The organism is Ramlibacter sp., assembly GCF_028292805.1.
Taxonomy (GTDB): Bacteria; Pseudomonadota; Gammaproteobacteria; order Burkholderiales; family Burkholderiaceae_C; genus Ramlibacter.
In genome coordinates, this window is sequence record NZ_JAQGLS010000288.1 from 1 (window position 1) to 11,601 (window position 11,601).

Sequence of the window (11,601 nt, forward strand, 5' to 3'; positions counted from 1 at the left end):
CTGGTGCCGCTGGGCGCGCAGGTGCTGGCGCGCGGCGCCGCTGCGCGGCACCCGGGTCGCCGCGCAGCACACCACCTTCAGCTACCTGTTCCAGTGGCTGGGCATCGAGCAGTCGGCGGACCTGGAGCCCAAGCCCGGCGTGCCGCCAACGCCAGGCCACCTGCAGCGCGTGCTGGAACTGGCGCGCAGCGCGCCGCCCCGGGCCGTGCTGGTGACCAGCTACCAGGACCCGCGCAGCGCCGAGTGGCTGGCGCAGCAACTCGGTGGCACCGCTCCCGTGCTGCAGCTGCCGGCCACGGTGGCGGACGAGCCGCCGGCGAACACCTTGCCCGGCCTGTACGACCACCTGATCGAGCGCCTGCTGGCGGCCCCGCGGTGACGACGGCCAGCGACCTCGCCTGGCTGGCCGCGCCGGTGGCGGCGCTGCTGGCGGCCTGCCTGGTGCTGGTGCCGCTGGGCGCGCAGGTGCTGGCGCGCGGCGTGGTGTTCATCGACCTGGCGGTGGCGCAGGTGGCGGCGTGCGGTGTGCTGGCCGTCTCGATGCTGGTGCCGGATCCGCCGGCCTGGCTCACGGCCCTGGCCGCCGCCGGGGCCGCACTGGCCGGGGCTGGTCTGGTGTGGTGGCTGGCGCGGCGCTGGCCGCAGCAACGCGAAGCGCTGATCGGCCTGGTCTACGTGGCCGGCGCCGGCGCCTGCGTGATCGCCGCCGCCTTCGATCCGCACGGGCGCGAGCGCCTGACCGCCTTGCTCGCCGCCGACGTGCTGTGGGCGCCGTGGCCGGGCGTGGTCCTGCTGTGGCTGGCGGCGCTGGTGGTGAGCGTCCTCGCATGGCGGGCACCGGCCCTGCTGGGGCTCGACCGCTGGTTCTATCCGCTGTTCGCGCTGGCGCTCAGCGTGGCGGTGCCGGTGCTGGGGCTGTACCTGGTGTTCGCGCTGCTGATCGGCCCCGCGCTCTGGAGCCGCCGTGGCGCGCGAGCGGGCGTCGGCCTGGTGCTGGGCGTGGTGGCTTGCCTGGCGGGACTGGGCATCTCCTGGGCCCTGGACTGGCCCAGCGGCGCCAGCCTGGCCGTCGCCTTGTGCGCGCTGGGGCTGGGCAGCTGCTTGCTGCGCCTGCCCCGGGCCTGAGCGACTACAGCGCGCGTGCCAGGTACATGCCTTCGCGGCCGGCGATCGGCGCGCGCGTCGGCATCAGGATCGTGCAGTCTTGCGGCGCGCGGATCTCGGTGCCGCCGTCGGTGGCGATCAACTCGCCGCAAGCGAAGGTCTCGAAGCCGATGACGGGCCGGGCGAAGTGGAACTGCGGCGTGGCGACCACATAGGTCTGCAGCAGCTCGTAGCGACGCTGCGGCGGCTTGGGCGCCAGGCCCGTGCGCGGCGCGATCAACCCGAAGTGGGCCAGGAAGGCCAGCGTGACGGCGACGGCCACGTCGGCCGTCGCGTTGCGAAAGTGCTGGCCGCACTCGGCCACCAGCGCCACGCCGGCGTCGCTGTCGGCGATCCCATGGCGGCCATGCTGGATCACCGGCACGCCCGAGCCCAGGCCGTTCGGCATCACCAGGTGCACGGCAGGCCGCCCGATCGCCAGCGCCACTTGGGCATTGCGCGGGTAGGCGGGGTAGACCCAGAACGGCTCGACGTCCTGCGAGGTGGAATGCAGGTCGAGGATGTGGTCGGCCGCCGCGACCACCGGCCGCAGCTCGCGGGCGCGCCGCAGCTCCGGGCTGTCCTGGCTGCCATCGAGCAGTTCGGCGGACCAGACGCGGTTGAGGTTGTCCACCAGCTGCCGGCTCTCGAACGGGCGCTGCGCATCGAACGACTCGTAGGCGCCGACGTTGGCGAAGCTGACGGTCAGCGTGCCGATGCGCGGGCGGATCTCCTGGTCCAGCAGGTGCGTCGCCGCCACCATGCCGCAAAACTCGTTGCCGTGGGTCAGCGCGTTCACCAGCACGTGCGGGCCGGGCTGGCCGGAGTCGAAGCGATGCACGTAGGGGATGCCGGTGTTGCCGGCGCGGTAGGCCGCCAGGTCGCGCGGCAGGAGTTCGAGCGGGGGCGGGGCGGTGGTCATGGCAGGGATTGTGTCGCAGCTGGCGACTCCACGCTTGTCGGGGTTCCATATCAACCGGTTGCAAACTACAATCGGTTGCGCGCTGATCACCCAGGCGCGCTTTCGCCAACCTCCCTGGAAAAAGAGACGACATGACCTTTGTGGACCTCACTCGCAGGCACCTTCTGGCCGCGCTGGGCGCTGGCGCCTTGATCGGCACGCTGGCCCCGGCCGTCCAGGCCCAGCCGACCGGCGCCGCGTTCCCCAGCCGAACCGTCAAGATCGTCGTCGGTTTTCCGGCCGGAGGCTCCTCGGACAATGCCGCGCGCATCCTGGCGGAACGGCTGGCCGCCGAGTGGGGCCAGCCGGTCATCGTGGAGAACCGCGTTGGCGCAGGCGCCACTCTCGCGGCGGCGGCCGTCGCCGCCGCCCCTGCCGATGGCCACACGCTGCTGCTGATCGCGCCCGGCACCCATGCGGTGTCCTACGCGCTCTACCCGAACCTGCGCTACGAAGCACTGACGAGCTTTGCTGGTGTAGGCCAGGTGGCGGTGGCACCGTTCTTCGTCATGGTCAACAACGCTTCGCCCGTCAAGACGCTGCGCGAGCTGGTGGAACTGGCGCGCGCCAACCCCGGCCGGGTCAGCTACGCGTCGTCTGGCAATGGCGCCGGTCCGCACCTGATCGCCGAGTCGCTGGCACTGGCGTCCAACATCAGGCCGATGCATGTCCCCTACAACGGCGCAGCGCCCGCGACGCTGGCGCTGCTCTCCAGCCAGGTGGACTTCGCCGTTGCCGACATGTCCGCCCTGCCGCACATCGCCAGCGGCAAGCTGCGCGTGTTGGCCGTCACCACGGCCAGGCGGTCCTCGCAGCTGCCCGATGTGCCGACGCTGGCCGAGGCCGGCGTGCCCGGCCTCGATTACACGCTGACCGTCGGCGTGGTGGCGCCCGCCGGTACTCCGGCCGACGTGGTGCAAAAGATCAACGCCGGCATCGCCAAGGCTCTGGGCCACGCGGAAGCACGACGCAAGCTGGCCAGCCTCGGCTACGAAGCAGCACCGACCACGCCGGAAAGGTTCAGCGCCATCCTCGCGACCGACCTGCAAAAGTACACGGCGATCGTCAACCACGTCGGCCTCAAGCGCCAGTGACCCGCACGGCGCTGCTGCCGCGCGCGGCCATGATTTCCGACCCAGAACCCGGCCCGGCCGCAGCGAGAAACGGACACACGATGGGCAAGATTGTCACCAAGGCGGCCCCGCCGAAGACCGCTCGAACCCGCAAGCCAGCGGCGGCGGCGGCGGCGGTGCGCAGCGAACGCCCGCTCGAGAGCAACCTCTCCTACAGGTTGTCGTTCATCAGCTTCATGATCGGCCGGGTCACCGGACCGGTGCTCGCCGCGCACGGGCTGACGAACCAGCAGTGGAAGGTGCTGAGCGTCATCGCCCAGGTCGCCCCCGCCACCGCGCAGGAAGTGACACGCTGGGTCACGCTCGACAAGTCAGCGGTTTCACGCACGGTCCGTTCCCTGCTCGAACTCAATCTCATCGGCCGCAAGCTGCAAGTCGAGGACGCCCGCAACGTCCACCTGTTCCTCACGCCCAAGGGCAACACGCTCCAGCAGCGCATTGCCCAGCAGATGGGCGCAGTCCAGGCGGACCTGCTGCGTGATGTCTCGTCCGCCGCGGCTGCGTCGATGTTCGAAACCCTGCGGCGGGTCGAAGACCGGATCGCCGCGCGGATCGCCGTGGATGGAGCCAGCCAGCCGGGCGAGGACGACGCCTAGCCTGGCAGCGGTCCACCCCCGCTCATGCCTTGTGGAACACGCGGGTGGGCAGCTCGTTGAGTTCCTCGCAGCCGCCGGCCGTGACCACGACCGCGCCGCCGATGTTGATCCGCCGTGTGCCCAGACAGGCATTGGGCTCCAGCTCCAGCGACATTCCCTCGCGCAATACCAGCTCGCCGCGGCGGATGCCGGCGCTGGCCTGGGCTTCGATCTGCCCCTCCAGCGTGCCTGACAGCTGGTCCCGGTTCACCGGCGTGAAGCCGGTGGCGCCGAAGGTCAGCGTGTGCAGCAGCGGCGTCTTGGCCCAGCAACCACTGCGCTCCAGGGGCGCTTCCATGGCATGGACGACGTCGGCGAAGGTGACGCCTGGGCGCACCGCCCGCACCCCGGCCTCATAGGCTTGCCGCGCCACCGCTTCGCACTGCAGCAACTCCGGGCTCAAGGGCCCGAGCGCGACGCACATCTGGACCTGCGACTCCTGTCCCCCATAGAGGGTGTGGATCTCGGCCTGCACGACGTCGCCCCGCTGCAGGATCCGCGGCGGCTCCGCCCGCAGCGTCCAGCGCGGAGCGCCCCAGGAGATGTTGTCCGGCCCGGACTGCATGCTCAGAAACGGGTAGCGCGTGTCGCAGCCCCAGCGGTGAATCTCGCGCAGCACCTCCGCGTAGACCAGCGCTTCGGAGACGCCCGGGTTGGCGACCTCGGCCATCACCGCGGCCGCATGTTCGCTGACGAGCGCGGCAAAGCGCAGCAGCGCCAGTTCCTCATCGCTCTTGACCAACAGGAAGTCGGTGAAGTCGCGCGTGAAGTCCTCCAGTGAGGCCCCCGGGATCATGTTGCCGAGCGACTTGTGGAAGCCGTGCGGCAGCTGGCCTTCCATCTCGCCCGGCGCCGTCGGGCCGTAGCCCACGACGCCGATTCTTGCCTCGCCCAGACCGCGCTCGAGCAGCACCCGTGCGACGGCCGCGCCGCCGTTGCCCAGGCGGTAGTCCGTCACCCAGGGCTCAAAACCGCGGCGGGCGCTCTCGTAGACGCGAGACAGCCGCGCCGGCGAGAAGGTCACCACCGTCACCGGCGCATCCATGGTCAGGATCGCCACCGCATCGAGGAAGTCGTCGGTGAGGTAGCTCTCATGGCGCTCACGGCCCTGGAAGCTGCCCACGACCAGCGCCTCGACGCCGCGCTCGCGCATCAGGGCCCGCAGCCCGTTCCAGCGGCGGTCTCGCTCCTTCAGCGACAAGGTCGGGCCAGCCTGCACCGGCACCGAACCGGGCTTCGCGCCACCGTTCCTGGCGTTCACCGGGTCGCCCTTGCCGCCGCCCCGTGCAGCGCGAGCAGCTGGGCCTTCACCTCGACGTACGGCCGCACGTCGACCGTGGCCAGCTCCCTGCCTTCGCTGCCGGCGACTCCGCCGAACTCGCGCGCCGGCGCGCCGACCAAGCCCCATGCGGCCGGCACCAGTTCCGGGCCGCGCCGCCAGGTCCTGAGCGCGGCCCCCTGGTACAGCCGGCTGACTTCCTGACGCCACAGGCGCCGCACCGAGGCCACACCGATGTCGGCGCTGCCCAGGCGCTCGGCCTTGCGGTCGGCGATGCGGCCCTGCCCGATCTGCGCGACGTCGTCCTGCAGCCGCACCAGGTCGATCCGCTTGGGATCGAGGTCCCGCAGCCGCAGCATGCCGTTGAGAACCTGCTCGCAGACGTCCTGGTGCGCCAGGTCGATTTCGCCGCGGCGTTGCTGGCGCCGCTGGCTGATCCGCGCTGCGGTTTGCGCGTCGGCCGGCACGCGGTGCAGGCTGAACTGCATGTGCAGCTCGTCGTCGATCGGCACCCACCAGAACAGCGACTCTTGCCAGCCGATGTCCTCGTCGGTCGGCAGGGCCAGCATGTAGAAGATGTTGGGCATGCCGAACTGCTGGATCCGTTGCTGGCCGTCCGGACGGGTGTAGGAATACGTCACGCCCCACGACGACTCGACCGCCTTCGAGCCCTTGCCGTCGCCGATGCCGTTGAAGGCCACCTGGTTGTCACCGTGGACGAAGCCCACGTGGCTCATGTCGAGGGCGTTCTCCAGGTTCTGGAAGTAGTTGCAGTTGCGCGAATAGGAATCGACCTCGAGCAGGCCGTCGAAGCTGTCGAACTCCGGGTACAGCGGAAATTCCGGCGGCTCGCCCTCGCCCAGGTAGGCGAACACCAGCCCGAGATATTCGCGCACCGGGTAGGAGCGAATCGCCACCTTGGCCGCGAAAGCGGAGTTCTCGGCGGGCTGCTCCACGCACTGGCCGGTGGAGTCGAACTTCCAGCCGTGGTAGAAGCAGCGCAGCGCGTCGCCCTCGATCCAGCCGGCCGACAGTTGGGCGCCGCGGTGCGGGCAACGCTCATCCACCAGGAACGCGGCGCCGCTGTCGTCGCCGCGGTAAAGCGTGAACCCCTGGCTCATGATCCGCAGCGGCACCGGGCGCCCCGCGACCAGGTCAACCGAGTGGTACACGGGATGCCAGAACCGGCGCAGGTAGCGCCCCGCCGGCTCCGTCGGGCCGGTCCTGATGAAGTCATCCACCTGCCAGCTGATGTCCGCTGCGACTGCTTCGTTTTTCATGCACGTTCTCGCGTGGTTGTTGTGTCGGCCTGATTGTCGACCAACCAGTTGTCTTTGTCAACTGGTTGCTGAGTTTTTGACCCCGCCGCGACCAGGGCCTCCAGCACCCGCAGCGGGGTCAATGGCAAGGCGGTGATCCGCACGCCCGCAGCATCCTCGATGGCATTGGCGATGGCGCTTGCCACCGGCAGCATGCCGCCCTCGCCCATGCCCTTGGACCCGAACGGGCCCGGGCCGTGCCCCTGTTCCTGGGTGATGGCCAGGAACGACGCGGGAAGATCCTCCGCCAGGGGCACCCTGTAGTCCAGTGGATCGGTGTTGACCAGCACGCCGTCGGCGTCGAACGCCAGGCCCTCGAACAGCGCCTGTCCCAGGCCCATCACGGCGGCGCCCTGGTCCTGGCCCTTGCAGGCCAGCGTGTTGATGACGCGCCCCGCGTCGCCGCTGACCACCAGCCGCGTCACCTTGACCAGCCCGGTTTCGCGGTCGACCGCAACCTCGGCGGCGGCCCAGCCGATCTCCCAGAACACGCTTTTGGCCTCGAGCGGCGCGCCGTGGTCCCGGGCCGCCTTGGAGAAGCCATCGGCAGTGAACTCGAAGCCGGTGCCGCCGAACTGACGCACGATCAACGGCGCCAAGGGAAACACTTCATCGCCGCGCCGCACCGTCCAGTCGTCCAGCAGCAACTCGTGCGCTGCGCACGCCAGCTGCTCCGCCGCGAATGCGAGCACCTGGTCCTTCAGCCTGGAAGCCGCCTGGGCCACGGCCTGGCCCATGACGGCGATGCCCGAGCTCGCGTTGGTGCCCTGGTCGAACGGCGCGTAGTCGGTATCGACCGGTGGGCAGTAGACGCGCCGCAGCGGCGTCGCCAGCACCGTGGCGACCACCTGCGACAAGGCGGTGCGGGCACCCTGGCCGATCTCCACTGTCGCGCAGTGCAGGAACACGTCGCCGTTGGCAGAGACCTTCACCCGGGCCTGTGCCGGCTTGTTCACGCCGCCGCCGTCCTTGAAGCCGATGGCCAGGCCGATGCCATGACCGGGCAGGCGAGGCTGGCCGTAGCCGATCTCGTCCGCCACCAGCTGCAGCCCCTGCAGCAAGTCGCTGTCGACGCCACTCTCACCGGGCACGAAGGGTTGCCCGAGCTGCAGCAGGTTCCTGGCGCGCATCTGGAACGGGTCGATACCCAGCCGGCGGGCGATCATGTCGACCTGGCTTTCGCTGGCCCACGTCGCCTGCGAGGCGCCGAAGCCGCGAAACGCACCCGCCGGCGTGGTGTTGGTCATGACGCACATGCAACGCGTCTCGATGAAGTCCCAGCGGTAGGGGCCGGGAATACGGTAGCCGGCCTTCTCCGCCACCAGGGGGCTGGCGTCCGAATACGCGCCCGAGTCCAGGTAGATCTCGCTGCTGCGGGCCACCAGCCGTCCGTCGCGCATCACGCCCGTCTTCAGCCGCAACACCGCGCCGTGCTGGCTGCTGGTGCGAAATCCCTCCTCCAGGGTCATGCACAGCCGCACGGGCCGCCCGCTCAGGCGCGACAGCAGCAGGGCCACCGGTTCGTTGCGGCAACTGGACTTGGAGCCAAAGGATCCGCCGACCAAACCGACGTGCACCGTGACCGCGTTCTCCGGCATGCCGAAGATACGGGCCAGTTCACGGCGCAGCACGAACGGCGTGTGGGTGGAGCTCCAGACCTGGAAGCGTCCGTTGGCGGCGTCGGCCACGCAGACGAACGGCTCCAGCGTGAAGTGCTGCATGCGCGAGAAGCGAAACTCGTCCTCGAACACGTGGTCGCAGCGGCTGAAAGCAGCGGCGTCGCCGGTGGTGTAGTCGAACTCGAAGCAGACGTTCTTCGCCGGCTGCATCCTGCCGCTCGCGCCGGCACCGTAGGCGGGCACGTGGCCCTGCGGCGGCGACTCGAACAACGCCGGTGCGGCGGCGTCGAGCGCAGCGTCGATGCTGGCCACCACGGCCAGGTCTTCGTACTCCACGACGATCAACTCCAGCGCGCGCACGGCGGCGGCTTCGGAGTCGGCGGCGACGGCGGCGATGATCTCGCCCTCGAAACGGACCTTGTCCAGCGCGAGCGCCGGGCGGTCCTTGATGAAGTAGCCGTGCGGAGCGACCTGCGCCTGCCGCACTTCCTGCCCCGTGACCACGGCGCGCACGCCGGGCACCTGGCGCGCCAGCGTCACGTCGATCCCGAGCAGGCGGGCATGCGCCCGAGCGCTTCGCAGCACCTTGGCGTGCAGCATGCCGGGCAGCACCACGTCGGCCGCGTAGCAGGCGGTGCCGGTGGTCTTTTCGGGCGCATCCACCCGCGTCGCGTCGGGATCGTGCGCCACGGGCGCGACCCTTGTCATGCCCGCGGCTGCCGGCGCAGCATTTCCGCCGCCGCCAACACCGATTCGACGATCGCTTCGTAGCCGGTGCAGCGGCAGACATTGGAGCTCATCCACTCGACGACCTCCGCGCGGTCCGGCGCGGCGTTGCGGTCCAGCAGCGCCTTGGCAGTGAGCACCATCCCCGGCGTGCAATAGCCGCACTGGAAACCACCATGTTCCGTGAAGGCGCGCTGCACCGCGTGCGGCACATCGCCGCGCAAGCCTTCGATGGTCTGCACCGCGCGGCCCTCGATCTGGAAGGAGAACTGGGAGCAGCTTGCCACCGGGTCGCCGTCCACGAGCACGGTACACACGCCGCAGACCCCGCGCGAGCAGGAGAACTTGACTCCGGACAGGCCAAAGCGGTCACGCAGCAAGTCGGTGAGAGTCAGGCTGGTCGGCACTTCGACCTGTTCGGCGCGGCCATTCAGGTGAAAGCGCACGGTGACAACGTGGGCGGGATCAGTCATTCGCGATTTCCCTCAAGGTGCGCGCCAGCAGGACCTTGCCCACGCGCGCCAGGTACCAGTGCGGCGTCATGACGTCCGCGAAATCGCCAGGAAGTTGCGCCAAGGCCATGGCGGCGATCGTCTGGGCGTCCTGCCGCGCGTCCCGCAGGTCGCGCATGGGCGGCAGCGGCAACAGGCATGGACTGAGCCACTCGGTAGCGATGGCTGCATGGCCGGTGGCCGCGGTGCCGTCGCGGTGCAGCGCCACCGCCAGCGTGACCGTCGGCCTGAGGCTGCGGTCATAGCCGAACACCGTTCCCGGTGGCAGCGGCAGCACCACGTGTGTCAGCAACGAATCGGACTGCGCAGCATCGGTCCACAAGGCTTCTGCCGCGATGTCGCACGCGCCCGCCGGACCGGCAAAATGCAGCCGTGCCCGCAGCGCCATCAGCATCACCGACATTTCGTAGCGGCTCTTGCGCGCCATCAGGTTGCCGCCGACGGTGGCGCGATTGCGGATGCGGACGGTGGCGATCTGCCGCCAGGCCGCCGCAAGGCCGGGGATCGCGGCGGCCACGGATGGATCACGCGCGCCTCGGTCATGGGTCACTGCAGCTCCCAGCGACAATCCGTCCGGCGTGACGTGGATGTCTTCGAGCTGGCGCACCCGTCGCAACTCCACGACGGCATGGGGCTGCAGCCCGGCATTGATCTGTCCGGCGACATCCGTGCCGCCCGCGAGCAGCGTGGCGCCCGGACACCGTGCCAGGCTGTCGACCGCATCGGCGACGCTCTCGGGGCGGTACAGCCGAAACGGAGCCAGCGAGCGCGCCGTGGTGGCGATCAGGCCATGCCCGGTCCTCTTCATTCCGCCGACGTCACTGCTTCAGGCCCGTCTGCCGCACGATGGGGCCGAACTTGGCGACATCGCCGGCGACCATCGCGCCGAACGCTTCCGGACTGGTGGCGCTGGCCTCGAAGCCCAGCGTGGCGAAGCGCTGTTGCGCCTCCGGACTGGCCACGGCCTTGCTGACGGCGGCGTGGAGCTTCTGCACGATCTCCGCCGGCGTGCCGGCGGTGGCGACGAGGCCGACCGACAGCGTGTAGTCGAAGTTGACACCCGACTGGCGCAGCGTCGGCACATTGGGATACTGCCTCCAGCGCTGCGGCGTGGAGACGGCGAGCGCGCGCAAGGCGCCGCTCTGCAAATGGGGCACGGCCGAGATGTCGCTGATGGAGAAGTCGACCTGGGATCCCAGCACCGCCAGCGTGGCCGGCGCGGCGCCAGCGTAGGGCACGTGCACGAACTTCGTGGACATGGCCAGGGCAATGGCCTCGCCCACCAGGTGCGGGCCGGTGCCGGTGCCCGAATGCGAAAAGGTGAGCTTGCCGGGCGCTGCCTGGGCGACGGCCACCAGATTGTTCATCGACTTCAGGGGCGAGGCGGAGCCCACCAGCACGAAGACCGGCCCGAAAGCGAGCTGCGAAATCGGCGCAAAGCTCTTGACCGGGTCGTACGGCAGGTTGGGATACATCGCCGCCGACACCGCGTTGGTACCGGGGGACAGGAGCAGCAGCGTGTAGCCATCGGCCGGCGCGGCGGCGACCATGCCAGCGGCAAGCGTGCTGCCCGCGCCCGGCCGGTTGACGATGACGACGGGCGCGTTCATCTCGATGCTCATGCGCTCCGCCACGACGCGGGCGATGTTGTCGGAAGAGCCGCCGGGCGGGTATCCGACGACGATCCGGATCGGCTTGCTGGGAAAGACGTCGGCACCCTGGGCGCGAACTTCCGGGCTGGCCTGGAACATGAGCACGCCGGCAGCCGCCATGGCCATGGCGCCACGCCGGGAGACGAGGCGGCGAGGACGGCGTGCTGCGGGCTGGGCGCTCTGGCGAGCATCGCGAGAGAGGCGGAAAGGCATGTCGACTCCGTTTCAGGTGCGCTGGTGAAAAGTAGACTAACACCATCAGTTGTTTCATGCAACTACCTGGCCGATCCACGCGGCATCAATGAAAATCGCGGCTCCCGCTGCCCTTGGTCCTGCCCAGCCGCCCCAGCAGCGGCGTCAAATCCTCCAGCGACTCCGCGATCAGGTGCCGCACCTGGCCGCCGCTGTCGACATCGCGCTGCCAGACGCCGCGCACCGCCATCAGCTTGGAATGCAGCAAGGCGTCGCGCTGCTGCTCGCGCACGTGCTTCCACACGATCACGTTCACCGGCCCGGTCTCGTCTTCGAGGGTGACGAAGATCGTGCCGTTGGCGGTCTGGGGTTGCTGGCGCACGGTGACGATGCCGCACGCCCCCACCTTCCGGTTGTGCGGCAGGTCATG

At 69.9% G+C, this 11,601-nt stretch carries 12 protein-coding genes; 4 read left to right on the top strand and 8 right to left on the bottom strand.

Going from position 1 to position 11,601, the window contains the following annotated elements; translation table 11 throughout:
• Both JWP65_RS17475 and JWP65_RS17480 read left to right on the top strand, forming a co-directional pair.
• Positions 1 to 379, top strand: a 379-nt coding sequence (locus JWP65_RS17475) for a zinc ABC transporter substrate-binding protein (RefSeq protein ID WP_299766020.1), incomplete at its 5' end; no start/stop codon positions are given.
• Positions 376 to 1,125: a metal ABC transporter permease gene (locus JWP65_RS17480; protein ID WP_299766023.1), complete on the top strand. Its 750-nt coding sequence runs from the start codon at positions 376 to 378 to the stop codon at positions 1,123 to 1,125. The genes JWP65_RS17475 and JWP65_RS17480, both read left to right, overlap by 4 nt.
• 4 nt (positions 1,126 to 1,129) lie before the next feature.
• Here JWP65_RS17480 and JWP65_RS17485 read toward each other — a convergent pair whose 3' ends face one another.
• A complete protein-coding gene (locus JWP65_RS17485) occupies positions 1,130 to 2,065 on the bottom strand; it encodes a succinylglutamate desuccinylase/aspartoacylase family protein (protein WP_299766025.1) in 936 nt (311 codons plus the stop codon).
• A gap of 131 nt (positions 2,066 to 2,196) precedes the next feature.
• On the opposite strand from JWP65_RS17485, the gene JWP65_RS17490 reads away from it, so the two are divergent.
• On the top strand, positions 2,197 to 3,198 hold the full coding sequence (locus JWP65_RS17490) for a tripartite tricarboxylate transporter substrate binding protein (protein WP_299766027.1): 1,002 nt from the start codon (positions 2,197 to 2,199) through the stop codon (positions 3,196 to 3,198).
• Positions 3,199 to 3,278: 80 nt separating this feature from the next.
• A complete protein-coding gene (locus JWP65_RS17495) occupies positions 3,279 to 3,833 on the top strand; it encodes a MarR family winged helix-turn-helix transcriptional regulator (protein WP_299766028.1) in 555 nt (184 codons plus the stop codon).
• Positions 3,834 to 3,855: 22 nt separating this feature from the next.
• On the opposite strand, the gene JWP65_RS17500 is transcribed toward JWP65_RS17495, so the two are convergent.
• The 7 genes from JWP65_RS17500 to JWP65_RS17530 all read right to left on the bottom strand — a co-directional run.
• Positions 3,856 to 5,133 carry a M24 family metallopeptidase gene (locus JWP65_RS17500; protein WP_299766029.1) on the bottom strand — a complete coding sequence of 426 codons (1,278 nt, stop codon included), beginning with the start codon at positions 5,131 to 5,133 and terminating at the stop codon, positions 3,856 to 3,858.
• The gene (locus tag JWP65_RS17505; RefSeq protein ID WP_299766032.1) at positions 5,130 to 6,431 is read right to left on the bottom strand and encodes a Rieske 2Fe-2S domain-containing protein; all 1,302 of its coding nucleotides are present in this window, start codon (positions 6,429 to 6,431) and stop codon (positions 5,130 to 5,132) included. The genes JWP65_RS17500 and JWP65_RS17505 overlap by 4 nt, the downstream gene beginning before the upstream one ends.
• Positions 6,428 to 8,797, bottom strand: a complete 2,370-nt coding sequence (locus tag JWP65_RS17510) for a xanthine dehydrogenase family protein molybdopterin-binding subunit (RefSeq protein ID WP_299766034.1) — start codon at positions 8,795 to 8,797, stop codon at positions 6,428 to 6,430. The genes JWP65_RS17505 and JWP65_RS17510 overlap by 4 nt, the downstream gene beginning before the upstream one ends.
• Positions 8,794 to 9,288: a (2Fe-2S)-binding protein gene (locus tag JWP65_RS17515; protein ID WP_299766037.1), complete on the bottom strand. Its 495-nt coding sequence runs from the start codon at positions 9,286 to 9,288 to the stop codon at positions 8,794 to 8,796. Before JWP65_RS17515 ends, JWP65_RS17510 begins: the two co-directional genes overlap by 4 nt.
• Positions 9,281 to 10,135: an FAD binding domain-containing protein gene (locus tag JWP65_RS17520; RefSeq protein ID WP_299766039.1), complete on the bottom strand. Its 855-nt coding sequence runs from the start codon at positions 10,133 to 10,135 to the stop codon at positions 9,281 to 9,283. The genes JWP65_RS17515 and JWP65_RS17520 overlap by 8 nt, the downstream gene beginning before the upstream one ends.
• A gap of 10 nt (positions 10,136 to 10,145) precedes the next feature.
• Positions 10,146 to 11,105: a tripartite tricarboxylate transporter substrate binding protein gene (locus tag JWP65_RS17525; RefSeq protein WP_299766042.1), complete on the bottom strand. Its 960-nt coding sequence runs from the start codon at positions 11,103 to 11,105 to the stop codon at positions 10,146 to 10,148.
• A 172-nt stretch (positions 11,106 to 11,277) separates the two neighbouring features.
• Positions 11,278 to 11,601 (bottom strand): OB-fold nucleic acid binding domain-containing protein (locus tag JWP65_RS17530; protein WP_299766045.1); only part of this gene is annotated, 324 nt, incomplete at its 5' end.

What these genes read in the sequence shown, in the direction of transcription:
- JWP65_RS17495 (WP_299766028.1), top strand. Translation starts at nt 3,279, where the DNA reads ATGGGCAAGATTGTCACCAAGGCGGCCCCGCCGAAGACCGCTCGAACC.
- JWP65_RS17515 (WP_299766037.1), bottom strand. Translation starts at nt 9,288, where the DNA reads ATGACTGATCCCGCCCACGTTGTCACCGTGCGCTTTCACCTGAATGGC.
- JWP65_RS17505 (WP_299766032.1), bottom strand. Translation starts at nt 6,431, where the DNA reads ATGAAAAACGAAGCAGTCGCAGCGGACATCAGCTGGCAGGTGGATGAC.
- JWP65_RS17510 (WP_299766034.1), bottom strand. Translation starts at nt 8,797, where the DNA reads ATGACAAGGGTCGCGCCCGTGGCGCACGATCCCGACGCGACGCGGGTG.
- JWP65_RS17520 (WP_299766039.1), bottom strand. Translation starts at nt 10,135, where the DNA reads ATGAAGAGGACCGGGCATGGCCTGATCGCCACCACGGCGCGCTCGCTG.
- JWP65_RS17485 (WP_299766025.1), bottom strand. Translation starts at nt 2,065, where the DNA reads ATGACCACCGCCCCGCCCCCGCTCGAACTCCTGCCGCGCGACCTGGCG.
- JWP65_RS17525 (WP_299766042.1), bottom strand. Translation starts at nt 11,105, where the DNA reads ATGGCCATGGCGGCTGCCGGCGTGCTCATGTTCCAGGCCAGCCCGGAA.
- JWP65_RS17490 (WP_299766027.1), top strand. Translation starts at nt 2,197, where the DNA reads ATGACCTTTGTGGACCTCACTCGCAGGCACCTTCTGGCCGCGCTGGGC.